The organism is Yersinia sp. 2545 StPb PI (genome assembly GCF_052217125.1).
Taxonomy (GTDB): Bacteria; Pseudomonadota; Gammaproteobacteria; order Enterobacterales; family Enterobacteriaceae; genus Yersinia; species Yersinia enterocolitica_E.
Map to the genome: position 1 here is coordinate 293,640 of NZ_JAZGPY010000001.1, position 21,600 is coordinate 315,239.

The window sequence follows — 21,600 nt, forward strand, 5'->3', positions numbered from 1 at the left end:
ATTTGGGTCGCTATAATGCTGTATACCGTCAGTCATTCCCCTTATCGTTGCGATTTATCTGCTTTGCTGAGATTAGTCACATCCGAAGATGAGATTCTCTTTCTACAAGATGGCGTTATGACTGTTTTGAAAAACAGTGAAAGTCTTAAGCTATTGTTAAATAACCCAGCTTCTCTATTTGTGTTAGAAGATGACGTTATTGCACGTGGTTTGTCTGGTCAAATTTCAGACAGCGCTACGCTAATCGGCTATACTCACTTCGTGGATTTGACCCTAAAACATCAGCAACAACTGGCATGGTAATGCAGTCAATGCTGTATATTTCTTGACACCTTAGATAGTCAGCCATAAAATTCTGCGTCCTCGTTCTCTGCCAGTCGTGCAAACGAGGGGGATTTATCACGTGTTTACGAAGCAAAAAACCAGGAGCTTTTTTAATAATGGCAACGATTAACCAGCTGGTTCGCAAGCCACGCAGCATGAAGGTTGCTAAAAGCAACGTTCCTGCGCTGGAAGCATGCCCGCAGAAACGTGGTGTATGTACCCGCGTATATACCACCACCCCGAAAAAACCTAACTCCGCACTGCGTAAAGTTTGCCGTGTGCGTTTAACTAACGGTTTTGAAGTCACCTCCTACATTGGCGGTGAAGGTCATAACCTACAGGAACACTCCGTGATCCTGATCCGTGGCGGTCGTGTAAAAGACTTGCCAGGTGTGCGTTACCACACCGTCCGCGGCGCGCTTGACTGCTCAGGTGTTAAAGACCGTAAGCAATCACGTTCTAAGTACGGCGTGAAGAAGCCAAAGGCTTAATGGTTCTCCGTTAAGTAAGGCCAAACATTTTCACATTAATGTCAAAATAAACTCTTAGAGTTTTGGACAACCCTGAATTAACAACGGAGTATTTCCATGCCACGTCGTCGTGTAATTGGTCAGCGTAAAATTTTGCCAGATCCTAAGTTCGGATCTGAATTGCTGGCTAAATTTGTAAATATCCTGATGGTAGATGGTAAAAAATCTACTGCAGAAGCAATCGTCTATACCGCGCTGGAAACCCTGGCTCAGCGTTCTGGTAAAGATTTTCTGGAAGCTTTCGAAGTAGCTCTGGATAACGTGCGCCCGACTGTCGAAGTTAAGTCTCGCCGCGTTGGTGGTTCTACTTATCAGGTACCAGTTGAAGTTCGTCCGGTTCGTCGTAATGCCTTGGCAATGCGTTGGATCGTTGATGCTGCTCGTAAACGCGGTGATAAATCCATGGCTTTGCGCTTGGCGAATGAACTGTCTGACGCAGCAGAGAACAAAGGTTCTGCTGTTAAGAAACGTGAAGACGTTCACCGTATGGCCGAAGCTAACAAGGCGTTCGCGCACTACCGCTGGTAATTACCACGCAGTAGCTATGCTAACCATGCGGGCGCTTTAATAGTTAACCCGCATGGTTAATCGAATGAACGCCTAAGGCAATAGAGGAATCAAATGGCTCGTAAAACACCCATTGAGCGCTATCGTAATATCGGTATCAGCGCTCACATCGACGCCGGTAAGACAACCACTACCGAACGTATCCTGTTTTACACCGGTGTAAACCATAAGATCGGTGAAGTTCATAACGGCGCAGCCACTATGGACTGGATGGAACAAGAGCAGGAACGTGGTATTACCATTACTTCTGCGGCTACTACCTGCTTCTGGTCTGGTATGGCTAAACAGTATGAACCACATCACATCAATATCATTGACACCCCAGGGCACGTTGACTTCACCATTGAAGTTGAACGTTCTATGCGTGTTCTTGACGGTGCGGTAATGGTTTACTGTGCAGTTGGTGGTGTTCAGCCACAGTCTGAGACCGTATGGCGTCAGGCGAACAAATATAAAGTCCCACGCATTGCGTTCGTTAACAAAATGGACCGCATGGGTGCTAACTTCCTGAAAGTTGTTGGCCAGCTTAAAGCTCGTCTGGGCGCGAATCCAGTTCCATTGCAACTGGCAATCGGCGCGGAAGAGAAATTCACTGGTGTTATCGATCTAGTGAAAATGAAAGCGATCAACTGGAATGAAGCCGATCTGGGTGTGACCTTCGAATACGAAGAGATCCCTGCTGATATGGCTGAGCTGGCTGCTGAATGGCACCAGAATCTGGTTGAATCGGCTGCAGAAGCGTCTGAAGAGTTGATGGACAAGTATTTGGGCGGCGAAGAGCTGACCGAAGAAGAAATCAAGAAAGCTCTGCGTCAACGTGTTCTGCGCAACGAAATTATCTTGGTTACCTGTGGTTCTGCGTTTAAAAACAAAGGCGTACAGGCAATGCTGGATGCAGTTATCGATTATCTGCCAGCGCCAACTGACGTTGAAGCAATCAACGGTATTTTGGACGATGGTAAAGATACTCCGGCTGTTCGTCATTCAGACGACAAAGAGCCGTTCTCTGCATTGGCATTCAAAATTGCTACCGACCCGTTTGTGGGTAACCTGACATTCTTCCGTGTGTACTCTGGCATTGTTAACTCCGGTGACACTGTGCTGAACTCAGTACGTTCGCGTGAAGAGCGTTTGGGTCGTATCGTACAGATGCACGCCAACAAACGTGAAGAGATCAAAGAAGTTCGCGCAGGCGACATCGCAGCAGCGATCGGCCTGAAAGACGTGACGACGGGTGACACCTTATGTGATCCAAAGCATGTGATCATTCTGGAACGTATGGAGTTCCCTGAGCCAGTGATCTCTGTTGCCGTTGAACCAAAAACCAAAGCCGACCAGGAAAAAATGGGTATGGCTCTGGGGCGTCTGGCAAAAGAAGATCCATCATTCCGTGTGTGGACTGACGAAGAATCAGGTCAGACTATCATCGCTGGTATGGGTGAGCTGCACTTGGATATCCTGGTTGACCGTATGCGCCGCGAATTTAGCGTGGAAGCAAACATCGGTAAACCTCAGGTTGCTTACCGTGAAACTATCCGCGATACCGTCAAGGACGTGGAAGGTAAGCACGCTAAGCAGTCAGGCGGTCGTGGTCAGTACGGTCATGTTGTTATCGATATGTCTCCGTTACCACCGGGTGGCGCTGGGTATGAATTCGTCAACGAAATCGTTGGTGGTTCTATTCCTAAAGAGTTCATCCCTGCTGTTGATAAAGGTATCCAGGAACAACTGAAGTCCGGTCCTCTGGCTGGTTATCCGGTTGTGGACGTTAAAGTGCGTCTGCACTACGGTTCTTACCATGATGTTGACTCCTCAGAATTGGCGTTTAAATTAGCCGGTTCTATCGCCTTTAAAGAAGGTTTCAAACGAGCTAAACCAGTTCTGCTTGAGCCAATAATGAAGGTTGAAATCGAAACCCCTGAAGATTATGCGGGTGACGTAATGGGTGACCTGAGTCGTCGTCGTGGCATGATCGAAGGTATGGAAGATACGTTAACTGGTAAGACTATTCGTGCCCAGGTTCCGTTGTCTGAAATGTTCGGTTATGCTACTGACCTGCGCTCTCAGACCCAGGGCCGTGCTTCATACTCTATGGAGTTCCTGAAGTATGCTGAAGCGCCGAGTAACGTCGCTCAAGCCGTTATCGAAGCCCGTGGCAAATAAGGTTTCGGGTTTAAAACAATGATCCAGTGCTCTCTCATAAGTGGTAGAGCACCAGAGTAAGGAATATAGTCGTGTCTAAAGAAAAATTTGAACGTAACAAACCCCATGTAAACGTCGGTACTATCGGCCACGTTGACCATGGTAAAACTACCCTGACTGCAGCAATCACTACCGTACTGGCTAAAACCTACGGCGGTAGCGCTCGTGCTTTCGATCAGATCGATAACGCACCAGAAGAAAAAGCTCGTGGTATCACCATCAACACTTCTCACGTTGAATATGACACCCCGACTCGTCACTATGCGCACGTTGACTGCCCAGGACACGCCGACTACGTTAAAAACATGATCACCGGTGCTGCTCAGATGGACGGCGCGATCTTGGTTGTTGCTGCAACTGACGGTCCTATGCCACAGACTCGTGAACACATCCTGTTGGGTCGCCAGGTTGGCGTTCCATACATGATCGTATTCATGAACAAATGTGACATGGTTGACGATGAAGAGCTGCTGGAACTGGTAGAAATGGAAGTTCGTGAACTTCTTTCTGCTTACGATTTCCCAGGCGACGACATTCCAGTAATCAAGGGCTCAGCTCTGAAAGCACTGGAAGGCGTTCCTGAGTGGGAAGCAAAAATTATCGAACTGGCTGAAGCATTGGATACTTATATTCCACTGCCAGAACGTGCTATCGATAAGCCATTCTTGCTGCCAATCGAAGACGTATTCTCTATCTCAGGCCGTGGTACTGTTGTAACTGGTCGTGTAGAGCGCGGTATCGTTAAAGTTGGTGAAGAAGTAGAGATCGTTGGTATCAAAGATACTGTTAAATCTACTTGTACTGGCGTTGAAATGTTCCGCAAACTGCTGGACGAAGGCCGTGCTGGTGAGAACGTTGGTGTTCTTCTGCGTGGTATCAAACGTGAAGATATCGAACGTGGTCAGGTTCTGGCTAAACCAGGTTCTATCAAACCACACACTACCTTTGATTCAGAAGTTTATATTCTGAGCAAAGACGAAGGCGGCCGTCATACTCCGTTCTTCAAAGGCTACCGTCCTCAGTTCTACTTCCGTACAACTGACGTAACCGGTACCATCGAACTGCCAGAAGGCGTTGAAATGGTAATGCCTGGTGATAACGTGAACATGGTTGTTACCTTGATTCACCCAATCGCAATGGACGACGGTCTGCGTTTCGCAATCCGTGAAGGTGGCCGCACTGTAGGCGCTGGTGTTGTTGCTAAAGTTATCGCTTAATTGCTTTACTGATTAATTATTTTATTGATCAAGTAACCAAGGGTGCTTCGGCACCCTTTTTTATTGATAAAGTGAATAATCTTAATTGAAATAACACGCATTCTTATTTACACTTGAGGGATTGGTTAAGAAGTGAGTCTCTCTATGTATGTTTGTCTGTGTAATGCGGTATCTGACAAAGTTATCCGTAAAGCTGTACGTCAGCACCATCCACATACCATTAAACAACTGCGTCAATTGGTACCCATTGGTACAGACTGCGGTAAGTGCATCCGACAGGCCAGAGAGATACTGATCGAGGAACGCGCGAACATTCCAGAAATGAATGATGTTGCCTAATAGTTAGCAGGGAGAAGTATTCCCCACACTTTGCCATCTGGTACTACACTTTGTGTACTGGAAGCGGAGGGTATAGTTATGAAAGGCGATAAAAAGATAATTGCACATCTCAATACACTACTCGGCAACGAGCTAGTTGCCATCAATCAATATTTTCTCCATGCCCGAATGTTTAAAAACTGGGGGCTGATGCGCCTTAATGATAAGGAGTATCACGAATCTATAGACGAAATGAAGCATGCCGATAAATACATCGAACGTATTTTATTCCTCGAAGGTATTCCTAACTTACAGGACTTGGGTAAGCTGAATATTGGCGAGGATGTTGAGGAAATACTGAAATCAGATTTAGCTCTCGAGCTCGCCGGGGCGAAGGATCTGCGTGAAGGTATTGCTTATGCTGATTCTATCCATGATTATGTTAGTCGCGATTTATTGAAAGAAATTCTTGCTGATGAAGAGGGCCATATTGACTGGCTCGAAACAGAACTGAGTCTGATTGAGCGTTTAGGTATACAAAACTACTCTCAGGCACAGTTGGCGAAAGACTAAACACTTGCAAGATAGCTTGTTTATTAACCATAAGATTACGCAGTCAAAAAGAGTGAGAATCCTTCTTGGACTCACTCTTTTTTTCATTCCTACCGCACAAATTAACCTTATATCCCCTTAATTAAATTATCTGGCAAGTTTTTGCATAGATTCCCAACACTGACTTGCTTCCTGCTGGTATTTACGTATAATGCGCGGGCCTACCTAATCTTGGTTGGCCAGATTGAAACTAATCTGTCAGTCATAGCCTAGTGCTGTTACTGAACAATACTCCCGATATGGGGGTTATATGTTGAACGATTACACTCCCCCATCAATCGAAATGGGTGCGAGGAGTAATCATTTACGTTTATAAATAATTGGAGCTCTGGTCTCATGCAGAACCAAAGAATCCGTATCCGCCTGAAAGCGTTTGATCATCGTTTGATCGATCAATCAACTGCGGAAATCGTCGAGACTGCCAAGCGCACTGGTGCGCAGGTTCGCGGTCCGATCCCGCTGCCAACTCGCAAAGAGCGCTTTACCGTTCTGATCTCTCCGCACGTCAATAAAGATGCGCGCGATCAGTACGAGATTCGCACTCACAAGCGTCTGGTTGACATCGTTGAGCCAACCGAGAAAACCGTTGATGCTCTGATGCGTCTGGATCTGGCTGCTGGTGTAGACGTGCAGATCAGCCTGGGTTAATCAGGTCATTGAGCGATTGAGAGGTTGAAACAATGATTGGTTTAGTCGGTAAGAAAGTGGGTATGACGCGTATCTTCACTGAAGATGGCGTTTCAATCCCAGTAACTGTTATCGAAATTGAAGCGAACCGCGTAACTCAGGTCAAAAGCCTGGAGAACGACGGATACCGTGCTGTGCAAGTAACTACCGGTGCTAAAAAAGCTAACCGCGTTACTAAACCAGAAGCGGGTCATTTCGCTAAAGCTGGCGTAGAAGCTGGCCGTGGTCTGTGGGAATTCCGCCTTCCAGAAGGTCAAGAATTCACTGCTGGCCAAGAAATTAGCGTCGAAATCTTTGCAGACGTTAAGAAAGTCGACGTTACAGGTACGTCTAAAGGTAAAGGTTTTGCCGGTACTGTTAAGCGCTGGAACTTCCGTACCCAAGATGCTACCCATGGTAACTCCTTGTCTCACCGCGTTCCGGGTTCTATCGGTCAGAACCAGACTCCGGGCAAAGTGTTTAAAGGCAAGAAAATGGCAGGCCATATGGGTGATGAACGTGTAACTGTTCAAAGCCTGGATGTAGTACGTGTTGACGTTGAGCGCAACCTACTGCTGGTCAAGGGCGCTGTACCGGGAGCAACCGGTGGCAACCTGATCGTAAAACCGGCTGTCAAGGCGTAACGTCGAGGAGATAGGAATGGAATTGGTAATGAAAGACGCGCAAGGCGCGCTGACTGTTTCCGAAACTACCTTCGGGCGTGATTTCAATGAAGCGCTTGTACATCAGGTTGTTGTTGCTTACGCAGCAGGTGCCCGTCAAGGTACTCGTGCTCAGAAGACCCGTGCTGAAGTAACAGGTTCCGGTAAGAAACCGTGGCGCCAGAAAGGCACCGGCCGTGCGCGTGCAGGTTCTGTAAAGAGCCCAATCTGGCGTTCAGGTGGTGTGACCTTTGCTGCGAAGCCTCAGGATCACAGTCAGAAAGTAAATAAAAAGATGTACCGCGGCGCGCTGAAAAGCATTCTGTCCGAATTGGTACGTCAAGATCGTCTGATCATTGTCGAAAAGTTCTCTGTTGAAGCACCTAAAACTAAGTTGCTGGCGCAGAAACTGAAAGATATGGCTCTGGAAGATGTGCTGATCGTAACGGGTGAACTGGACGAGAACTTGTTCTTGGCAGCTCGCAACCTGTACAAGGTTGACGTTCGCGATGTAGCCGGTATCGACCCAGTTAGCCTGATCGCCTTCGATAAAGTGGTTATGACTGCTGATGCTGTGAAGCAAGTTGAGGAGATGCTGGCATGATTCGTGAAGAACGTCTGCTGAAAGTACTGCGCGCGCCGCATGTATCTGAAAAAGCGTCCGCTGCGATGGAAAAGAATAACACCATCGTTCTCAAAGTTGCCAAAGACGCGACCAAAGCAGAAATTAAAGCTGCAGTGCAGAAACTGTTTGAAGTCGAAGTCGAAGACGTTAACACCTTGCTGGTTAAAGGCAAGAGTAAGCGTCACGGTCAGCGTGTTGGTCGTCGTAGCGACTGGAAAAAAGCTTACGTCACCCTGAAAGAAGGCCAGAATCTGGACTTCATCGGCGGCGCAGAGTAAGTCGGAGGAGTAAAACAATGGCAATTGTTAAATGTAAACCTACATCTCCGGGTCGTCGCCACGTTGTTAAGGTGGTTAACCAGGAGTTGCATAAGGGTAAGCCTTATGCCCCGTTGCTTGAGAAATTAAGCAAAAGCGGTGGCCGTAACAACAATGGCCGTATCACTACCCGTCATATCGGTGGTGGCCACAAGCAACATTATCGTCTGGTTGACTTCAAACGCAACAAAGATGGTATCCCTGCAGTGGTTGAGCGTCTGGAGTACGATCCGAACCGTTCCGCGAATATCGCGCTGGTTCTGTACAAAGACGGCGAACGCCGTTATATCCTGGCGCCAAAAGGCCTGAAAGCTGGTGACCAGATTCAATCTGGCGTTGATGCGGCAATTAAAGCAGGTAACACCCTGCCTATGCGTAACATCCCAGTTGGTTCAACGGTTCATAACGTAGAAATGAAACCAGGTAAAGGCGGCCAATTGGCTCGTTCTGCTGGTGCATACGTTCAGATCGTTGCTCGTGACGGTTCCTACGTTACTCTGCGTCTGCGCTCCGGCGAAATGCGCAAGGTTCAAGCTGATTGCCGCGCCACCTTAGGTGAAGTCGGTAACGCTGAACACATGCTGCGTGTGCTGGGTAAAGCAGGTGCTAGTCGTTGGCGTGGTATTCGTCCTACCGTTCGCGGTACGGCGATGAACCCGGTAGATCACCCACACGGTGGTGGTGAAGGTCGTAACTTTGGTAAGCACCCGGTAACTCCGTGGGGCGTTCAAACCAAAGGTAAGAAGACCCGTAGCAACAAGCGTACTGATAAGTTCATCGTACGTCGCCGTAGTAAAAAATAATTAGAGGATAAGCCATGCCACGTTCTCTCAAGAAAGGTCCCTTCATTGACCTGCACTTGCTGAAGAAGGTAGAGAAAGCGGTGGAAAGCGGAGACAAGAAGCCAATTCGGACTTGGTCCCGTCGTTCAACGGTCTTTCCAAATATGATCGGTTTGACCATCGCTGTCCATAATGGTCGTCAGCACGTTCCCGTTTTTGTAGCCGATGAAATGGTCGGTCACAAACTGGGTGAATTCGCGCCGACCCGTACTTATCGCGGCCATGCGGCCGATAAAAAGGCTAAAAAGCGCTAAGGTAGGAGGAAGAGATGGAAACTATCGCTAAACATCGCCACGCTCGTTCTTCTGCTCAGAAGGTTCGCTTGGTAGCGGACCTGATTCGCGGTAAGAAAGTGTCGCAAGCTCTGGAAACTCTGGCCTATACCAACAAGAAAGCTGCTGGTTTGGTTAAGAAGGTACTAGAGTCTGCCATTGCTAACGCAGAACACAACGATGGCGCTGACATCGATGATCTGAAAGTCACGAAGATCTTCGTAGACGAAGGCCCTAGCATGAAGCGCATTATGCCGCGTGCAAAAGGTCGTGCAGATCGCATCCTGAAGCGCACCAGCCACATTACTGTGGTTGTGTCCGATCGCTGAGACTCTGGAGACTAGCAATGGGTCAGAAAGTACATCCTAATGGTATTCGACTAGGTATTGTCAAAGCTTGGAACTCTACCTGGTACGCAAATACCAAAGAATTCGCTGACAACCTGGACGGCGACTTTAAAGTTCGCCAATTCCTGACTAAGGAATTAGCGAAAGCTTCCGTTTCTCGCATCGTTATCGAGCGTCCAGCGAAGAGCATCCGTGTGACTATTCACACCGCTCGTCCTGGCATCGTTATCGGCAAGAAAGGTGAAGATGTCGAAAAACTGCGTAAGGTCGTAGCGGATATCGCTGGCGTTCCTGCACAGATTAACATCGCCGAAGTCCGTAAACCGGAACTGGACGCAAAATTGGTTGCTGACAGCATCACTTCACAGCTGGAACGTCGTGTTATGTTCCGTCGTGCTATGAAGCGTGCTGTACAGAACGCAATGCGTCTTGGCGCTAAAGGTATCAAAGTTGAAGTAAGCGGCCGCCTTGGCGGTGCTGAAATCGCGCGTACCGAATGGTACCGTGAAGGTCGTGTTCCGTTGCATACACTGCGTGCGGATATCGATTACAACACATCTGAAGCGCACACCACTTATGGTGTAATCGGCGTTAAGGTATGGATCTTCAAAGGTGAGATCTTGGGTGGTATGGCTGCTGTTGAACAACCGGAACCGGCTGCTCAACCTAAAAAGCAGCAGCGTAAAGGCCGCAAGTAAGGAGAATCGCTGATGTTACAACCAAAGCGTACAAAATTCCGTAAGATGCACAAAGGCCGTAACCGTGGCCTTGCGCAAGGTACGGATGTTAGCTTCGGTGAGTTCGGCCTGAAAGCTTGTGGCCGTTGCCGCCTGACGGCTCGTCAAATCGAAGCAGCCCGTCGTGCGATGACACGTGCAATTAAGCGTCAAGGTAAGGTCTGGATCCGTGTATTCCCGGACAAGCCGATCACCGAGAAGCCGCTCGAAGTGCGTATGGGTAAAGGTAAGGGTAACGTAGAGTATTGGGTTGCCCTGATCCAGCCAGGAAAAATGTTGTTTGAAATGGCTGGTGTACCTGAAGAAACTGCTCGCGAAGCATTTAAGCTCGCAGCAGCGAAACTGCCTGTAGGAACCACCTTTGTAACTAAGACGGTGATGTGATGAAAGCACAAGAGCTGCGTGAAAAAAGCGTTGAAGAGCTGAACACTGAGCTGCTCAACCTGCTGCGTGAGCAATTCAATTTGCGCATGCAGGCGGCTAGTGGCCAGCTGCAACAAACTCACCTGTCGAAACAAGTGCGCCGTAATATCGCACGTGTTAAGACTTTACTGACTGAGAAGGCGGGTGCGTAATGACTGAGCAAATCCGTACTCTGCAAGGTCGCGTAGTTAGTGACAAAATGGAGAAATCCATGGTTGTTGCTATCGAACGTGTGGTGAAACACCCTATTTACGGGAAATTCATCCGTCGTACGACGAAATTGCATGTACATGACGAGAACAATGAATGTGGAATCGGTGACGTGGTAGAAATCCGCGAATGCCGTCCACTGTCAAAGACTAAGTCTTGGACGCTTGTTCGCGTTGTAGAGAAAGCGATTCTGTAATAGAGTAGCCAACTCGAACATAATAAACGGCTCAGAAAGTGGGCCGTTTATTTTTTCTACCCATAATTTGGAAGCGGTGTTATAATGCTGCGCCCTCATTAATGGGGCTTTTAAACGACCTATTCTGGGTCCTAAAGTAGTAGTTGACATTAGCGGAGCACTAACATGATCCAAGAACAGACTATGCTGAACGTGGCCGACAACTCCGGTGCACGTCGCGTAATGTGTATCAAGGTTCTAGGTGGCTCGCACCGTCGCTACGCAGGCATCGGCGACATCATCAAGATCACCATCAAGGAAGCAATTCCTCGTGGCAAGGTGAAGAAAGGCGATGTTCTGAAGGCGGTAGTGGTGCGCACCAAGAAGGGTGTACGTCGCCCGGACGGTTCTGTCATTCGCTTCGATGGTAACGCTTGTGTTATTTTAAATAATAACAGCGAGCAGCCAATCGGCACGCGTATTTTTGGGCCGGTAACTCGTGAACTGCGTAATGAGAAGTTCATGAAAATTATCTCTCTGGCACCAGAAGTACTCTAAGGAGCGAACCATGGCAGCGAAAATCCGTCGTGATGACGAAGTTATCGTGCTAACCGGGAAAGACAAAGGTAAGCGCGGTAAAGTAAAGAATGTCCTGTCTGCTGGTAAGGTCATTGTTGAAGGTATCAACCTGGTTAAAAAACATCAGAAGCCGGTTCCGGCCCTGAACCAACCAGGTGGCATTGTTGAAAAAGAAGCTGCAATTCAAGTTTCCAACCTTGCGCTGTTCAACACGACAACCGGTAAGGCTGACCGTGTAGGCTTTAGATTCGAAGACGGCAAAAAAGTCCGTTTCTTTAAATCTAATAGCGAAACTATCAAGTAATTTGGAGTAATACGATGGCGAAACTGCATGATTACTACAAAGACGAGGTGGTCAAACAACTGATGTCTCAGTTTGGCTACAACTCTGTCATGCAAGTCCCTCGGGTCGAGAAGATCACCCTGAACATGGGTGTTGGTGAAGCGATCGCTGACAAGAAACTGCTGGACAATGCAGCAGCTGACTTGGCAGCAATCTCCGGTCAAAAACCGTTTATCACCAAAGCACGCAAATCTGTTGCAGGCTTCAAAATCCGTCAGGGCTATCCGATCGGCTGTAAAGTAACCCTGCGTGGCGAACGCATGTGGGAATTCTTTGAGCGTCTGATTACCATTGCTGTACCTCGTATCCGTGACTTCCGTGGCTTGTCCGCTAAGTCATTCGATGGTCGTGGTAACTACAGCATGGGTGTGCGCGAGCAGATCATCTTCCCGGAAATCGACTACGATAAAGTCGATCGTGTACGTGGTTTGGATATTACCATTACCACTACTGCGAAATCCGATGATGAAGGCCGTGCATTGTTGGCTGCTTTTAAATTCCCATTCCGCAAGTAAGGTAGGGTTACTGATGGCTAAGCAATCAATGAAAGCACGCGAAGTTGTTCGCGTGAAACTAGCTAACAAATACCGCGCTCAACGCGAGGAATTAAAAGCTATTATCTCTGGTGTGAACTCATCCGACGAAGACCGTTGGAATGCTGTTCTGAAGCTGCAGTCTCTGCCGCGTGATTCCAGCCCGTCCCGTCAGCGTAACCGCTGCAACCAAACTGGTCGTCCGCATGGTTTCCTGCGGAAGTTCGGGTTGAGCCGTATTAAAGTCCGTGAAACCGCAATGCGCGGTGAAATCCCGGGCCTTAAGAAGGCTAGCTGGTAATTGTCACCAATTGAATCACGGGAGTAAAGACAGATGAGCATGCAAGATCCGATCGCGGATATGCTGACCCGTATCCGTAACGGTCAATCCGCAAACAAAGTCGCGGTCACCATGCCTTCCTCCAAGCTGAAAGTGGCAATTGCCAACGTTCTGAAGGAAGAAGGTTTTATTGAAGATTTTAAAATCGAAGGCGACACCAAGCCTGTTCTGGAATTAGCTCTTAAGTATTTCCAGGGTAAGGCAGTGGTAGAAAGCATTCAACGTATCAGCCGTCCAGGTCTGCGCATCTATAAGAAAAAAGATGAGCTGCCAAAAGTTATGGCCGGTTTGGGTATCGCTGTTATTTCTACCTCTAAAGGTGTTATGACCGATCGTGCAGCTCGCCAAGCTGGTCTTGGTGGCGAGATTATCTGCTACGTAGCTTAATTCGGGAGGAAAGAATGTCTCGTGTTGCAAAAGCACCCGTCGTCATTCCTGCCGGCGTAGAGGTAAAACTCAACGGTCAGGTTATTTCGATAAAGGGTAAGAACGGCGAGCTGACTCGTACCGTCCATAGCGCTGTTGAAGTTAAGCAAGAAGAAAATACACTGACTTTCGCTCCACGCGAAGGCGCTGTAGACGGTTGGGCCCAAGCGGGTACCACTCGTGCACTGCTTAACGCAATGGTCGTTGGTGTTACCGAAGGCTTCACTAAGAAGCTTCAATTGGTAGGTGTAGGTTACCGTGCCGCAGTTAAAGGCAACGTGGTGAATTTAGCTTTAGGCTTCTCTCATCCAGTTGACCATGAATTGCCGGCTGGCATCACTGCAGAATGCCCGACCCAAACTGAAATCGTGCTGAAAGGCGCTGATAAGCAGGTGATTGGTCAGGTTGCAGCAGATTTACGTGCCTACCGTCGTCCTGAGCCTTATAAAGGCAAGGGTGTCCGTTACGCCGACGAAGTCGTGCGTACCAAAGAGGCTAAGAAGAAGTAAGGTAACACTATGGATAAGAAAGCAGCTCGTATCCGTCGTGCGACCCGCGCACGCCGCAAGCTCAAAGAACTGGGTGCGACTCGCCTGGTGGTACATCGTACCCCACGCCATATTTACGCGCAGGTTATTGCACCAAACGGTTCAGAAATTTTGGTAGCAGCTTCTACTGTAGAAAAAGCTATCAATGAGCAATTGAAGTACGCCGGCAACAAAGATGCCGCCGCAGCTGTAGGTAAAGCTGTTGCAGAGCGCGCATTGGAAAAAGGGATCACGAAAGTATCCTTTGACCGTTCCGGTTTCCAATATCATGGTCGAGTCCAGGCACTGGCAGATGCTGCCCGTGAAGCTGGCCTTCAGTTCTAAGGTAGAGGTGTAAGATGTCACACATCGAAAAACAAGCTGGCGAACTGCAGGAAAAGCTGATCGCGGTAAACCGCGTATCTAAAACCGTAAAAGGTGGCCGTATTTTCAGCTTTACCGCACTGACAGTAGTTGGTGATGGTAACGGTCGCGTTGGTTTTGGCTACGGCAAAGCACGCGAAGTTCCGGCAGCGATCCAGAAAGCGATGGAAAAAGCCCGTCGCGCTATGATTAATGTTGCTTTGGATAACGGTACTCTGCAGCACCCAGTTAAAGGTGCTCACACAGGTTCTCGTGTATTCATGCAACCAGCTTCTGAAGGTACCGGTATCATCGCCGGTGGTGCAATGCGCGCCGTCTTGGAAGTTGCAGGGGTTCATAACGTATTGGCCAAGGCCTATGGTTCTACTAACCCGATCAACGTGGTTCGTGCAACTATTGCAGCTCTGGAAGATATGAAATCCCCAGAAATGGTCGCTGCCAAGCGTGGTAAGTCCGTCGAAGAAATTCTAGGGAAATAACCATGGCAAAGACTATTAAAGTAACTCAAACAAAAAGCAGTATCGGTCGTTTGCCGAAACATAAGGCAACTCTGATCGGTTTAGGTCTGCGTCGTATTGGTCATACTGTAGAGCGTGAGGATACTCCCGCTGTGCGTGGTATGGTCAACTTGGTTTCCTACATGGTTAAAGTTGAGGAGTAACAGATGCGTTTAAATACTCTGTCTCCGGCTGAAGGTGCCAAGCATGCGCCGAAGCGTGTAGGTCGTGGTATCGGTTCTGGCCTGGGTAAAACTGCTGGTCGTGGTCACAAAGGTCAGAACTCACGTTCTGGCGGTGGCGTACGTCGTGGTTTTGAAGGTGGTCAGATGCCTTTATATCGTCGTTTGCCGAAATTCGGCTTCACCTCTCGCAAAGCTATGATCACGGCAGAAGTTCGTCTGTCTGAACTGGCTTTAGTGGAAGGCGACGTAATCGACCTGAACACGTTGAAAGCCGCTAACGTTGTTGGTACCCAGATTGAGTTCGCGAAAGTTATGCTTTCAGGCGAAATCACTCGTGCGGTAACTCTTCGTGGTCTGCGTGTCACCAAAGGCGCTCGTGCTGCTATCGAAGCTGCTGGCGGTAAAATTGAGGAATAAGTAGCAGATGGCTAAGCAACCAGGATTAGATTTTCAAAGTGCTAAAGGCGGATTAGGCGAACTGAAGCGCAGACTTTTGTTTGTTATCGGTGCGCTTATTGTTTTCCGTATCGGCTCTTTTATTCCGATTCCTGGTATCGATGCCACTGTGCTTGCTAAATTGCTCGAGCAGCAGAGAGGGACCATCATTGAAATGTTTAACATGTTCTCTGGTGGTGCTCTCAGTCGTGCTTCTATCTTTGCCTTGGGTATCATGCCGTATATTTCGGCATCGATTATTATCCAACTGTTAACGGTGGTTCATCCAGCGTTAGCCGAGATAAAGAAAGAAGGGGAGGCTGGCCGTCGTAAGATTAGCCAGTACACCCGTTATGGCACGTTGGTATTGGCTATATTCCAATCGATCGGTATTGCTACCGGTCTGCCGAATATGCCTGGGATGCAAGGTCTGGTAATCAATCCAGGCTTTGCTTTCTACTTTACCGCTGTTGTTAGCTTGGTCACCGGGACTATGTTCCTGATGTGGCTGGGCGAACAGATTACTGAGCGTGGTATCGGTAACGGTATTTCAATCATAATCTTTGCTGGTATTGTTGCTGGTCTTCCACCTGCAATAGCCCATACCATCGAGCAAGCTCGGCAAGGCGACCTGCACTTCCTCCTGTTGCTGTTGGTTGCAGTATTAGTGTTTGCAGTAACCTTCTTCGTTGTTTTCATTGAACGTGGTCAGCGTCGTATCGTCGTTAACTATGCTAAACGTCAACAAGGTCGTCGTGTTTATGCAGCACAGAGCACACACTTACCGTTGAAAGTGAATATGGCTGGGGTTATTCCAGCAATCTTCGCTTCCAGCATAATTCTTTTCCCTGCCACGATTGCATCATGGTTTGGGGGCGGGACAGGTTGGAACTGGCTGACGACTATTTCGATGTATTTGCAGCCGGGACAGCCGCTTTATGTGTTACTCTATGCGTCTGCAATCATCTTCTTCTGTTTCTTCTACACGGCGTTAGTGTTTAACCCGCGTGAAACAGCAGATAACCTGAAGAAGTCCGGTGCATTCGTGCCAGGAATTCGTCCGGGAGAGCAAACGGCGAAGTACATCGATAAAGTAATGACGCGTCTAACCTTAATTGGTGCGATGTATATTACTTTCATCTGCCTGATCCCGGAGTTCATGCGTGACGCGATGAAAGTACCATTTTACTTTGGTGGTACCTCCCTACTTATCGTAGTGGTGGTCATCATGGACTTTATGGCTCAAGTGCAAACTCTGATGATGTCTAGTCAATACGAGTCTGCATTGAAGAAAGCAAACCTGAAAGGCTATAACCGCTAATTCAGGGATGTTTGAGAAGTTACGGAGAGTAAAAATGAAAGTTCGTGCTTCCGTCAAGAAATTATGTCGTAACTGCAAAATTGTTAAGCGTAACGGTGTCGTTCGCGTAATCTGCAGTGCCGAACCAAAGCATAAACAGCGTCAAGGCTGATTTATCTTGCATATTTTTCTTGCAAAGTTGGGTTGAGCTGGCTAGATTAGCCAGCCAATCTTTTGTATGTGACTGCAATACTATTTGAGTATCCTGAAAACGGGCTTTTCAGAATGGTATTGCTGTATAAAATAGTAGGAGTGCATAGTGGCCCGTATAGCAGGCATTAACATTCCTGATCAGAAACATACCGTAATCGCGTTAACTGCGATCTACGGCATCGGTAAAACCCGTTCACAGGCTATCTGTGTTGCTGCGGGTATTGCTGAAAATGTTAAGATCAGTGAGCTGTCTGAAGAGCAAATCGAGAAGCTGCGTGACGAAGTTGCCAAGTACGTTGTAGAAGGTGATCTGCGTCGTGAGGTGACCCTGAGCATCAAGCGTCTGATGGACCTTGGGACTTATCGTGGTTTGCGTCATCGTCGTGGTCTACCAGTTCGCGGTCAGCGTACTAAGACCAACGCACGTACCCGTAAGGGTCCGCGTAAACCGATCAAGAAATAATCGGGGTGATTGAATAATGGCAAAGGCACCTATTCGTGCACGCAAGCGTGTAAGAAAGACAGTCTCTGACGGTGTGGCTCATATCCATGCTTCTTTCAACAACACCATCGTTACTATTACAGATCGTCAAGGTAACGCATTGGGTTGGGCAACAGCAGGTGGTTCCGGTTTCCGTGGATCTCGTAAGTCTACTCCGTTTGCAGCGCAAGTTGCAGCAGAGCGCTGCGCTGACGCAGTGAAAGAATACGGTATCAAGAATCTGGAAGTTATGGTTAAAGGACCTGGTCCGGGCCGTGAGTCTACTATCCGTGCGTTAAACGCGGCTGGTTTCCGCATCACTAATATTACTGATGTGACTCCGATCCCTCATAACGGTTGTCGTCCGCCGAAAAAGCGCCGCGTATAACGCTGCTTTTAGGTTTGTTGGAGAGAGAAAATGGCAAGATATTTGGGTCCTAAGCTCAAGCTGAGCCGTCGTGAGGGCACAGACCTGTTCCTTAAGTCTGGCGTTCGCGCGATTGACACCAAGTGTAAGATTGAACAACCACCTGGCCAGCACGGTGCGCGTAAACCGCGTCTGTCTGACTACGGTGTGCAGTTACGTGAGAAACAAAAAGTTCGCCGTATCTATGGTGTTCTAGAACGTCAATTCCGTAACTACTATAAAGAAGCAGCACGTCTGAAAGGCAACACAGGTGCAAACCTGTTGCAACTGCTGGAAGGTCGTCTGGATAACGTAGTTTACCGTATGGGCTTTGGCGCAACTCGTGCTGAATCACGTCAGCTGGTTAGTCATAAAGCTATCATGGTAAATGGTCGCGTTGTTAACATCGCTTCTTATCAGGTATCTCCGAATGACGTAGTCAGCATCCGTGAGAAAGCTAAAAAGCAGTCTCGTGTTAAGGCAGCTTTGGAGCTGGCTGAGCAGCGTGAAAAGCCGACTTGGCTGGAAGTTGATGCTGTCAAGATGGAAGGTGTGTTCAAACGTATTCCTGAACGTACTGATCTGTCTGCGGACATTAACGAACACCTGATCGTCGAGCTTTACTCCAAGTAAAGCTTAGTACCAAAGAGAGGACACAATGCAGGGTTCTGTGACAGAGTTTCTAAAACCGCGCCTGGTAGATATCGAGCAAGTCAGTTCGACGCACGCCAAGGTGACCCTTGAGCCGTTAGAGCGTGGCTTTGGCCATACTCTCGGCAACGCACTGCGCCGTATTCTGCTTTCATCTATGCCGGGTTGCGCGGTGACCGAGGTTGAGATTGATGGTGTACTGCATGAGTACAGCACCAAAGAAGGCGTACAGGAAGATATCCTGGAGATCCTGCTCAACCTGAAAGGGCTGGCGGTGAGAGTTCAGGGTAAAGATGAAGTTATTCTTACCCTGAATAAGTCTGGCATTGGCCCTGTGACTGCAGCCGATATCACCCATGACGGGGATGTCGAAATCGTCAAGCCGCAGCACGTTATCTGCCACCTGACCGATGAGAACGCATCTATTAGTATGCGTATCAAAGTTCAACGTGGTCGTGGTTATGTGCCGGCTTCTGCCCGAATTCATTCGGAAGAAGATGAGCGCCCGATTGGTCGTCTGTTAGTAGACGCATGCTATAGCCCTGTAGAGCGTATTGCCTACAATGTTGAAGCAGCGCGTGTAGAACAGCGTACCGACCTGGACAAGTTGGTTATCGAGATGGAAACCAATGGTACGATCGATCCTGAAGAGGCGATCCGCCGTGCGGCAACTATCTTGGCTGAACAGCTTGAAGCTTTCGTTGATTTACGAGATGTACGTCAGCCGGAAGTTAAAGAAGAGAAGCCAGAGTTCGATCCGATCCTGCTGCGCCCTGTTGACGATCTGGAATTGACTGTCCGCTCTGCTAACTGCCTCAAGGCAGAAGCTATCCACTACATCGGTGATCTGGTACAGCGTACCGAGGTTGAGTTGCTGAAAACGCCGAACCTGGGTAAAAAATCTCTTACTGAGATTAAAGACGTGCTTGCTTCACGTGGTCTTTCTTTAGGCATGCGCCTAGAAAATTGGCCACCAGCTAGCATTGCTGACGAGTAACCGGATCACAGGTTAAGGTTTTACTGAGAAGGATAAGGTCATGCGCCATCGTAAGAGTGGTCGTCAACTGAACCGTAACAGCAGCCATCGCCAGGCTATGTTCCGTAACATGGCCGGCTCTTTGGTTCGTCATGAGATAATCAAGACGACCCTGCCGAAAGCGAAAGAGCTGCGTCGCGTTGTTGAGCCGCTGATTACTCTTGCCAAGACCGACAGCGTAGCTAATCGTCGTCTGGCATTCGCCCGTACTCGTGATAACGAGATCGTGGCAAAACTGTTTAACGAGCTAGGCCCGCGTTTCGCGAGCCGCGCCGGTGGTTACACTCGCATTCTGAAGTGTGGCTTCCGTGCAGGCGACAACGCACCGATGGCTTACATCGAGTTAGTTGATCGTGCTGCATCGCAAGCAGAAGTAGTTGCTGCAGAGTAATCTGTAAACGCGTAAAAAAACCGGGCTTGCCCGGTTTTTTTACGTCTACAATATCAGTGATATGCGTTTATCCTTCCCATATATTGCCAATCCTCTCTTATTATTTTGCTACCGATCCTTTAACCTTAACTATTCTTCGATTTTATAAAGTCTGATCTCTTGGTCGTGATATGGAATTAATTGATGAATGGGCGGAACGACGCATTATTGATGCTCAGCAAAAGGGCGAACTCGATAATCTGTCAGGCAGCGGTAAACCACTACAGCTAGATGATGACTCCCTAGTTCCTCTTGATTTGAGAGCAGGTTACAGATTACTGAAAAATGCAGGGTACCTCCCCGTTGAATTGCAGGATCGTCAAGAAGCACTTACTGTCGCCGAATTGTTGTCACAGATAGATATGCAGCACGATAACTACCAGAATTTACATAAGCGCTTGGCATTATTGGAACTGAGATTGAGACAAGCAGGGTTTAGCACTGACTTTCTCCATCAGGAGTACCAACATAAAATGGTCGATAAACTGTCAAAAGAGGAGTAACTAAATGTTAAAAATTGGGCAACTCGCTAAACTGGCTGATGTTACACCAGATACTATTCGCTACTATGAGAAACAAGGAATGATGGATCATGGCAAACGGACAGAAGGTGGTTACCGACTGTATAGTGAACAAGATTTACAGCGTTTACGTTTTATCCGCTATGCGAAGCAGCTCGGGTTTACATTAGAAACTATCGCCGAATTACTGTCGATTCGTGTCGATCCTGAACATCATACCTGCCAGGAATCAAAAGCAATTGTGGATTCTCGATTACATGATGTGGAAAGTAAGATAACTGAGTTTAAAAGAATGCGTGAATCACTAAAACGCCTTAGTAATGCCTGCTGCGGAAGTACTCATGCAACGACTTATTGTTCTATTCTGGAAGCACTGGAACAAGGGGCGACTGAAGAACCCGCTAAAGACTAAATTTTAGGTGGGTAGTTTAAATCAGCTTACATTAGCAGTATTATGCGTAGGATTTTTAATCAATAAATTTATCAGTGAGGTTTTATTATGGCGGTATATCGACATACCAAGGGGAAAATTAAGGATAATGCGCTAGAAGCATTACTCCATGACCCACTTTTCAGGCAACGTATCGAGCAGAACAGTAAAGGAAAAGGAAGTTATCGGCGTAAAGAAAAATACGCAAAAGGTGGTAACTGGGAGGCCAGTGGTAAGCAATCAATAGATTCATTACCACTGGTCTTCTGATTTGAAAGCAGTAAAAAGCCATCATATGATGGCTTTTACGTTTATCAAAACTGAACTTACTTTGATTGCTGCGCTTTCAGTAAATCACGAATCTCGGCTAACAGCTTTTCTTCTGTTGTTGGTGCTGGCGGTGCTGCAGGCTCTTCCGCTTTTTCACGGCGCATTTTATTCATTAGTTTCACTGCAGAAAATATAGCGAGTGCCACAATAACAAAATCGAAAATGCTCTGAATGAATGTACCGTAGTTCATTACTACAGCAGGTATAGTCCCTTCAGCAGCACGTAATATGAAATGGAATTGCTTGAAGTCGACCCCCCCAAGCAATAAGCCAAGTGGCGGCATGATGATGTCGGCAACAAGTGAAGAAACAATTCTGCCAAATGCGGCACCAATAATTACCCCGACTGCCAAATCGACCACATTGCCACGCATGGCAAATTCACGAAATTCCTTCATAAAACTCATAAATGACACCCCCTTTAAAAATGAATGACTTAATCTTAGCTAAATAAAACTCGGTAGAACCATAATTATAGAAAATTTTCCCACTATCTACGGAAATAGT

39 protein-coding genes are annotated in these 21,600 nt (G+C 47.8%); 38 read left to right on the forward strand and 1 reads right to left on the reverse strand.

The window, feature by feature from the left end; all coding sequences use genetic code 11:
• Positions 1-15: 15 nt before the first annotated feature.
• The 38 genes from tusB to V1955_RS01360 all read left to right on the forward strand — a co-directional run bounded on the left by tusB (position 16) and on the right by V1955_RS01360 (position 21,033).
• Entirely contained in the window at positions 16-303 is a 288-nt protein-coding gene (tusB, locus tag V1955_RS01175; RefSeq protein WP_049601300.1) for a sulfurtransferase complex subunit TusB, read from the forward strand.
• A 137-nt stretch (positions 304-440) separates the two neighbouring features.
• On the forward strand, positions 441-815 hold the full coding sequence (gene rpsL / locus V1955_RS01180; RefSeq protein WP_002212323.1) for a 30S ribosomal protein S12: 375 nt from the start codon (positions 441-443) through the stop codon (positions 813-815).
• A 96-nt stretch (positions 816-911) separates the two neighbouring features.
• Complete coding sequence (rpsG, locus tag V1955_RS01185) at positions 912-1,382, forward strand: 30S ribosomal protein S7 (protein WP_002212324.1); 471 nt, start codon at positions 912-914, stop codon at positions 1,380-1,382.
• A gap of 93 nt (positions 1,383-1,475) precedes the next feature.
• Entirely contained in the window at positions 1,476-3,584 is a 2,109-nt protein-coding gene (fusA, locus tag V1955_RS01190) for an elongation factor G (protein ID WP_083161170.1), read from the forward strand.
• 71 nt (positions 3,585-3,655) lie between these two features.
• Positions 3,656-4,840: an elongation factor Tu gene (gene tuf, locus V1955_RS01195; protein ID WP_005186230.1), complete on the forward strand. Its 1,185-nt coding sequence runs from the start codon at positions 3,656-3,658 to the stop codon at positions 4,838-4,840.
• Positions 4,841-4,984: 144 nt separating this feature from the next.
• A complete protein-coding gene (gene bfd / locus V1955_RS01200; protein WP_005186233.1) occupies positions 4,985-5,179 on the forward strand; it encodes a bacterioferritin-associated ferredoxin in 195 nt (64 codons plus the stop codon).
• A gap of 78 nt (positions 5,180-5,257) precedes the next feature.
• Positions 5,258-5,731: a bacterioferritin gene (bfr, locus tag V1955_RS01205; protein WP_083161169.1), complete on the forward strand. Its 474-nt coding sequence runs from the start codon at positions 5,258-5,260 to the stop codon at positions 5,729-5,731.
• 375 nt (positions 5,732-6,106) lie between these two features.
• Positions 6,107-6,418, forward strand: a complete 312-nt coding sequence (rpsJ, locus tag V1955_RS01210; RefSeq protein WP_001181005.1) for a 30S ribosomal protein S10 — start codon at positions 6,107-6,109, stop codon at positions 6,416-6,418.
• A gap of 32 nt (positions 6,419-6,450) precedes the next feature.
• Complete coding sequence (rplC, locus tag V1955_RS01215; RefSeq protein ID WP_442820443.1) at positions 6,451-7,080, forward strand: 50S ribosomal protein L3; 630 nt, start codon at positions 6,451-6,453, stop codon at positions 7,078-7,080.
• A 16-nt stretch (positions 7,081-7,096) separates the two neighbouring features.
• The gene (gene rplD, locus V1955_RS01220; protein WP_004702326.1) at positions 7,097-7,702 is read left to right on the forward strand and encodes a 50S ribosomal protein L4; all 606 of its coding nucleotides are present in this window, start codon (positions 7,097-7,099) and stop codon (positions 7,700-7,702) included.
• Complete coding sequence (rplW, locus tag V1955_RS01225) at positions 7,699-8,001, forward strand: 50S ribosomal protein L23 (protein WP_005159841.1); 303 nt, start codon at positions 7,699-7,701, stop codon at positions 7,999-8,001. The genes rplD and rplW overlap by 4 nt, the downstream gene beginning before the upstream one ends.
• A 17-nt stretch (positions 8,002-8,018) precedes the next feature.
• Positions 8,019-8,843, forward strand: coding sequence for a 50S ribosomal protein L2 (gene rplB / locus V1955_RS01230; RefSeq protein ID WP_005186240.1), 825 nt, complete (start codon positions 8,019-8,021; stop codon positions 8,841-8,843).
• Positions 8,844-8,857: 14 nt separating this feature from the next.
• A complete protein-coding gene (rpsS, locus tag V1955_RS01235) occupies positions 8,858-9,136 on the forward strand; it encodes a 30S ribosomal protein S19 (RefSeq protein WP_032818077.1) in 279 nt (92 codons plus the stop codon).
• A 14-nt stretch (positions 9,137-9,150) separates the two neighbouring features.
• Positions 9,151-9,483 (forward strand): 50S ribosomal protein L22, encoded by a 333-nt coding sequence (gene rplV / locus V1955_RS01240; protein ID WP_004391423.1) that lies wholly within the window; start codon positions 9,151-9,153, stop codon positions 9,481-9,483.
• A 17-nt stretch (positions 9,484-9,500) separates the two neighbouring features.
• A complete protein-coding gene (rpsC, locus tag V1955_RS01245; RefSeq protein WP_083161167.1) occupies positions 9,501-10,199 on the forward strand; it encodes a 30S ribosomal protein S3 in 699 nt (232 codons plus the stop codon).
• A 12-nt stretch (positions 10,200-10,211) separates the two neighbouring features.
• The gene (rplP, locus tag V1955_RS01250) at positions 10,212-10,622 is read left to right on the forward strand and encodes a 50S ribosomal protein L16 (RefSeq protein ID WP_038242806.1); all 411 of its coding nucleotides are present in this window, start codon (positions 10,212-10,214) and stop codon (positions 10,620-10,622) included.
• Positions 10,622-10,813, forward strand: coding sequence for a 50S ribosomal protein L29 (rpmC, locus tag V1955_RS01255; RefSeq protein ID WP_005159843.1), 192 nt, complete (start codon positions 10,622-10,624; stop codon positions 10,811-10,813). Before rplP ends, rpmC begins: the two co-directional genes overlap by 1 nt.
• On the forward strand, positions 10,813-11,067 hold the full coding sequence (rpsQ, locus tag V1955_RS01260) for a 30S ribosomal protein S17 (protein ID WP_032820219.1): 255 nt from the start codon (positions 10,813-10,815) through the stop codon (positions 11,065-11,067). Before rpmC ends, rpsQ begins: the two co-directional genes overlap by 1 nt.
• A 165-nt stretch (positions 11,068-11,232) precedes the next feature.
• Positions 11,233-11,604 (forward strand): 50S ribosomal protein L14, encoded by a 372-nt coding sequence (gene rplN / locus V1955_RS01265; protein WP_002213325.1) that lies wholly within the window; start codon positions 11,233-11,235, stop codon positions 11,602-11,604.
• 10 nt (positions 11,605-11,614) lie between these two features.
• Entirely contained in the window at positions 11,615-11,929 is a 315-nt protein-coding gene (gene rplX, locus V1955_RS01270) for a 50S ribosomal protein L24 (RefSeq protein WP_049612315.1), read from the forward strand.
• 14 nt (positions 11,930-11,943) lie between these two features.
• Entirely contained in the window at positions 11,944-12,483 is a 540-nt protein-coding gene (rplE, locus tag V1955_RS01275) for a 50S ribosomal protein L5 (RefSeq protein WP_004391419.1), read from the forward strand.
• Positions 12,484-12,496: 13 nt separating this feature from the next.
• A complete protein-coding gene (gene rpsN, locus V1955_RS01280) occupies positions 12,497-12,802 on the forward strand; it encodes a 30S ribosomal protein S14 (protein WP_004391418.1) in 306 nt (101 codons plus the stop codon).
• A gap of 33 nt (positions 12,803-12,835) precedes the next feature.
• Positions 12,836-13,228: a 30S ribosomal protein S8 gene (gene rpsH / locus V1955_RS01285; protein WP_032820216.1), complete on the forward strand. Its 393-nt coding sequence runs from the start codon at positions 12,836-12,838 to the stop codon at positions 13,226-13,228.
• A 14-nt stretch (positions 13,229-13,242) separates the two neighbouring features.
• Entirely contained in the window at positions 13,243-13,776 is a 534-nt protein-coding gene (rplF, locus tag V1955_RS01290) for a 50S ribosomal protein L6 (protein ID WP_004391415.1), read from the forward strand.
• Between the two features lie 9 nt (positions 13,777-13,785).
• Positions 13,786-14,139, forward strand: a complete 354-nt coding sequence (gene rplR / locus V1955_RS01295; protein WP_004391413.1) for a 50S ribosomal protein L18 — start codon at positions 13,786-13,788, stop codon at positions 14,137-14,139.
• 14 nt (positions 14,140-14,153) lie between these two features.
• Positions 14,154-14,657: a 30S ribosomal protein S5 gene (gene rpsE / locus V1955_RS01300; RefSeq protein WP_004391412.1), complete on the forward strand. Its 504-nt coding sequence runs from the start codon at positions 14,154-14,156 to the stop codon at positions 14,655-14,657.
• Positions 14,658-14,659: 2 nt separating this feature from the next.
• A complete protein-coding gene (gene rpmD, locus V1955_RS01305) occupies positions 14,660-14,839 on the forward strand; it encodes a 50S ribosomal protein L30 (protein ID WP_002213339.1) in 180 nt (59 codons plus the stop codon).
• A gap of 3 nt (positions 14,840-14,842) precedes the next feature.
• Positions 14,843-15,277 carry a 50S ribosomal protein L15 gene (gene rplO / locus V1955_RS01310; protein WP_004391411.1) on the forward strand — a complete coding sequence of 145 codons (435 nt, stop codon included), beginning with the start codon at positions 14,843-14,845 and terminating at the stop codon, positions 15,275-15,277.
• Between the two features lie 7 nt (positions 15,278-15,284).
• Positions 15,285-16,616, forward strand: a complete 1,332-nt coding sequence (secY, locus tag V1955_RS01315) for a preprotein translocase subunit SecY (protein WP_002213344.1) — start codon at positions 15,285-15,287, stop codon at positions 16,614-16,616.
• A gap of 34 nt (positions 16,617-16,650) precedes the next feature.
• Positions 16,651-16,767: a 50S ribosomal protein L36 gene (rpmJ, locus tag V1955_RS01320; RefSeq protein ID WP_002227352.1), complete on the forward strand. Its 117-nt coding sequence runs from the start codon at positions 16,651-16,653 to the stop codon at positions 16,765-16,767.
• A gap of 147 nt (positions 16,768-16,914) precedes the next feature.
• Entirely contained in the window at positions 16,915-17,271 is a 357-nt protein-coding gene (rpsM, locus tag V1955_RS01325; RefSeq protein ID WP_004702348.1) for a 30S ribosomal protein S13, read from the forward strand.
• Between the two features lie 16 nt (positions 17,272-17,287).
• Positions 17,288-17,677 (forward strand): 30S ribosomal protein S11, encoded by a 390-nt coding sequence (gene rpsK / locus V1955_RS01330; RefSeq protein WP_004709234.1) that lies wholly within the window; start codon positions 17,288-17,290, stop codon positions 17,675-17,677.
• A 30-nt stretch (positions 17,678-17,707) separates the two neighbouring features.
• Positions 17,708-18,328 carry a 30S ribosomal protein S4 gene (rpsD, locus tag V1955_RS01335; protein WP_002218949.1) on the forward strand — a complete coding sequence of 207 codons (621 nt, stop codon included), beginning with the start codon at positions 17,708-17,710 and terminating at the stop codon, positions 18,326-18,328.
• Positions 18,329-18,353: 25 nt separating this feature from the next.
• Positions 18,354-19,343: a DNA-directed RNA polymerase subunit alpha gene (locus V1955_RS01340; protein WP_002438685.1), complete on the forward strand. Its 990-nt coding sequence runs from the start codon at positions 18,354-18,356 to the stop codon at positions 19,341-19,343.
• Positions 19,344-19,383: 40 nt separating this feature from the next.
• Positions 19,384-19,773, forward strand: a complete 390-nt coding sequence (gene rplQ, locus V1955_RS01345) for a 50S ribosomal protein L17 (RefSeq protein WP_004391407.1) — start codon at positions 19,384-19,386, stop codon at positions 19,771-19,773.
• Positions 19,774-19,943: 170 nt separating this feature from the next.
• Positions 19,944-20,315 carry a DnaJ family domain-containing protein gene (locus V1955_RS01350; protein ID WP_442820444.1) on the forward strand — a complete coding sequence of 124 codons (372 nt, stop codon included), beginning with the start codon at positions 19,944-19,946 and terminating at the stop codon, positions 20,313-20,315.
• Between the two features lie 4 nt (positions 20,316-20,319).
• Positions 20,320-20,745: a Zn(2+)-responsive transcriptional regulator gene (gene zntR / locus V1955_RS01355; RefSeq protein WP_420070861.1), complete on the forward strand. Its 426-nt coding sequence runs from the start codon at positions 20,320-20,322 to the stop codon at positions 20,743-20,745.
• Between the two features lie 87 nt (positions 20,746-20,832).
• Complete coding sequence (locus V1955_RS01360) at positions 20,833-21,033, forward strand: alternative ribosome-rescue factor A (RefSeq protein WP_083161161.1); 201 nt, start codon at positions 20,833-20,835, stop codon at positions 21,031-21,033.
• Between the two features lie 56 nt (positions 21,034-21,089).
• Here the strand turns inward: V1955_RS01360 and mscL are convergent, their stop codons facing one another.
• On the reverse strand, positions 21,090-21,500 hold the full coding sequence (gene mscL / locus V1955_RS01365; protein WP_032906607.1) for a large-conductance mechanosensitive channel protein MscL: 411 nt from the start codon (positions 21,498-21,500) through the stop codon (positions 21,090-21,092).
• Between the last annotated feature and the right edge of the window lie 100 nt (positions 21,501-21,600).

What these genes read in the sequence shown, in the direction of transcription:
- rpsD (WP_002218949.1), top strand. Translation starts at nt 17,708, where the DNA reads ATGGCAAGATATTTGGGTCCTAAGCTCAAGCTGAGCCGTCGTGAGGGC.
- tusB (WP_049601300.1), top strand. Translation starts at nt 16, where the DNA reads ATGCTGTATACCGTCAGTCATTCCCCTTATCGTTGCGATTTATCTGCT.
- rpsE (WP_004391412.1), top strand. Translation starts at nt 14,154, where the DNA reads ATGTCACACATCGAAAAACAAGCTGGCGAACTGCAGGAAAAGCTGATC.
- rpsQ (WP_032820219.1), top strand. Translation starts at nt 10,813, where the DNA reads ATGACTGAGCAAATCCGTACTCTGCAAGGTCGCGTAGTTAGTGACAAA.
- zntR (WP_420070861.1), top strand. Translation starts at nt 20,320, where the DNA reads ATGTTAAAAATTGGGCAACTCGCTAAACTGGCTGATGTTACACCAGAT.
- rplQ (WP_004391407.1), top strand. Translation starts at nt 19,384, where the DNA reads ATGCGCCATCGTAAGAGTGGTCGTCAACTGAACCGTAACAGCAGCCAT.
- V1955_RS01340 (WP_002438685.1), top strand. Translation starts at nt 18,354, where the DNA reads ATGCAGGGTTCTGTGACAGAGTTTCTAAAACCGCGCCTGGTAGATATC.
- rplB (WP_005186240.1), top strand. Translation starts at nt 8,019, where the DNA reads ATGGCAATTGTTAAATGTAAACCTACATCTCCGGGTCGTCGCCACGTT.
- fusA (WP_083161170.1), top strand. Translation starts at nt 1,476, where the DNA reads ATGGCTCGTAAAACACCCATTGAGCGCTATCGTAATATCGGTATCAGC.
- rpsL (WP_002212323.1), top strand. Translation starts at nt 441, where the DNA reads ATGGCAACGATTAACCAGCTGGTTCGCAAGCCACGCAGCATGAAGGTT.
- rpsC (WP_083161167.1), top strand. Translation starts at nt 9,501, where the DNA reads ATGGGTCAGAAAGTACATCCTAATGGTATTCGACTAGGTATTGTCAAA.
- bfd (WP_005186233.1), top strand. Translation starts at nt 4,985, where the DNA reads ATGTATGTTTGTCTGTGTAATGCGGTATCTGACAAAGTTATCCGTAAA.
- rpmD (WP_002213339.1), top strand. Translation starts at nt 14,660, where the DNA reads ATGGCAAAGACTATTAAAGTAACTCAAACAAAAAGCAGTATCGGTCGT.
- V1955_RS01360 (WP_083161161.1), top strand. Translation starts at nt 20,833, where the DNA reads ATGGCGGTATATCGACATACCAAGGGGAAAATTAAGGATAATGCGCTA.
- rpsN (WP_004391418.1), top strand. Translation starts at nt 12,497, where the DNA reads ATGGCTAAGCAATCAATGAAAGCACGCGAAGTTGTTCGCGTGAAACTA.
- rpsK (WP_004709234.1), top strand. Translation starts at nt 17,288, where the DNA reads ATGGCAAAGGCACCTATTCGTGCACGCAAGCGTGTAAGAAAGACAGTC.
- rpmC (WP_005159843.1), top strand. Translation starts at nt 10,622, where the DNA reads ATGAAAGCACAAGAGCTGCGTGAAAAAAGCGTTGAAGAGCTGAACACT.
- bfr (WP_083161169.1), top strand. Translation starts at nt 5,258, where the DNA reads ATGAAAGGCGATAAAAAGATAATTGCACATCTCAATACACTACTCGGC.
- rplV (WP_004391423.1), top strand. Translation starts at nt 9,151, where the DNA reads ATGGAAACTATCGCTAAACATCGCCACGCTCGTTCTTCTGCTCAGAAG.
- rpsG (WP_002212324.1), top strand. Translation starts at nt 912, where the DNA reads ATGCCACGTCGTCGTGTAATTGGTCAGCGTAAAATTTTGCCAGATCCT.
- rplW (WP_005159841.1), top strand. Translation starts at nt 7,699, where the DNA reads ATGATTCGTGAAGAACGTCTGCTGAAAGTACTGCGCGCGCCGCATGTA.
- rplE (WP_004391419.1), top strand. Translation starts at nt 11,944, where the DNA reads ATGGCGAAACTGCATGATTACTACAAAGACGAGGTGGTCAAACAACTG.
- rplR (WP_004391413.1), top strand. Translation starts at nt 13,786, where the DNA reads ATGGATAAGAAAGCAGCTCGTATCCGTCGTGCGACCCGCGCACGCCGC.
- rplF (WP_004391415.1), top strand. Translation starts at nt 13,243, where the DNA reads ATGTCTCGTGTTGCAAAAGCACCCGTCGTCATTCCTGCCGGCGTAGAG.
- rpmJ (WP_002227352.1), top strand. Translation starts at nt 16,651, where the DNA reads ATGAAAGTTCGTGCTTCCGTCAAGAAATTATGTCGTAACTGCAAAATT.
- rplN (WP_002213325.1), top strand. Translation starts at nt 11,233, where the DNA reads ATGATCCAAGAACAGACTATGCTGAACGTGGCCGACAACTCCGGTGCA.
- rplC (WP_442820443.1), top strand. Translation starts at nt 6,451, where the DNA reads ATGATTGGTTTAGTCGGTAAGAAAGTGGGTATGACGCGTATCTTCACT.
- mscL (WP_032906607.1), bottom strand. Translation starts at nt 21,500, where the DNA reads ATGAGTTTTATGAAGGAATTTCGTGAATTTGCCATGCGTGGCAATGTG.
- rplX (WP_049612315.1), top strand. Translation starts at nt 11,615, where the DNA reads ATGGCAGCGAAAATCCGTCGTGATGACGAAGTTATCGTGCTAACCGGG.
- rpsJ (WP_001181005.1), top strand. Translation starts at nt 6,107, where the DNA reads ATGCAGAACCAAAGAATCCGTATCCGCCTGAAAGCGTTTGATCATCGT.
- rpsS (WP_032818077.1), top strand. Translation starts at nt 8,858, where the DNA reads ATGCCACGTTCTCTCAAGAAAGGTCCCTTCATTGACCTGCACTTGCTG.
- rplP (WP_038242806.1), top strand. Translation starts at nt 10,212, where the DNA reads ATGTTACAACCAAAGCGTACAAAATTCCGTAAGATGCACAAAGGCCGT.
- rplO (WP_004391411.1), top strand. Translation starts at nt 14,843, where the DNA reads ATGCGTTTAAATACTCTGTCTCCGGCTGAAGGTGCCAAGCATGCGCCG.
- rplD (WP_004702326.1), top strand. Translation starts at nt 7,097, where the DNA reads ATGGAATTGGTAATGAAAGACGCGCAAGGCGCGCTGACTGTTTCCGAA.
- secY (WP_002213344.1), top strand. Translation starts at nt 15,285, where the DNA reads ATGGCTAAGCAACCAGGATTAGATTTTCAAAGTGCTAAAGGCGGATTA.
- V1955_RS01350 (WP_442820444.1), top strand. Translation starts at nt 19,944, where the DNA reads ATGGAATTAATTGATGAATGGGCGGAACGACGCATTATTGATGCTCAG.
- rpsH (WP_032820216.1), top strand. Translation starts at nt 12,836, where the DNA reads ATGAGCATGCAAGATCCGATCGCGGATATGCTGACCCGTATCCGTAAC.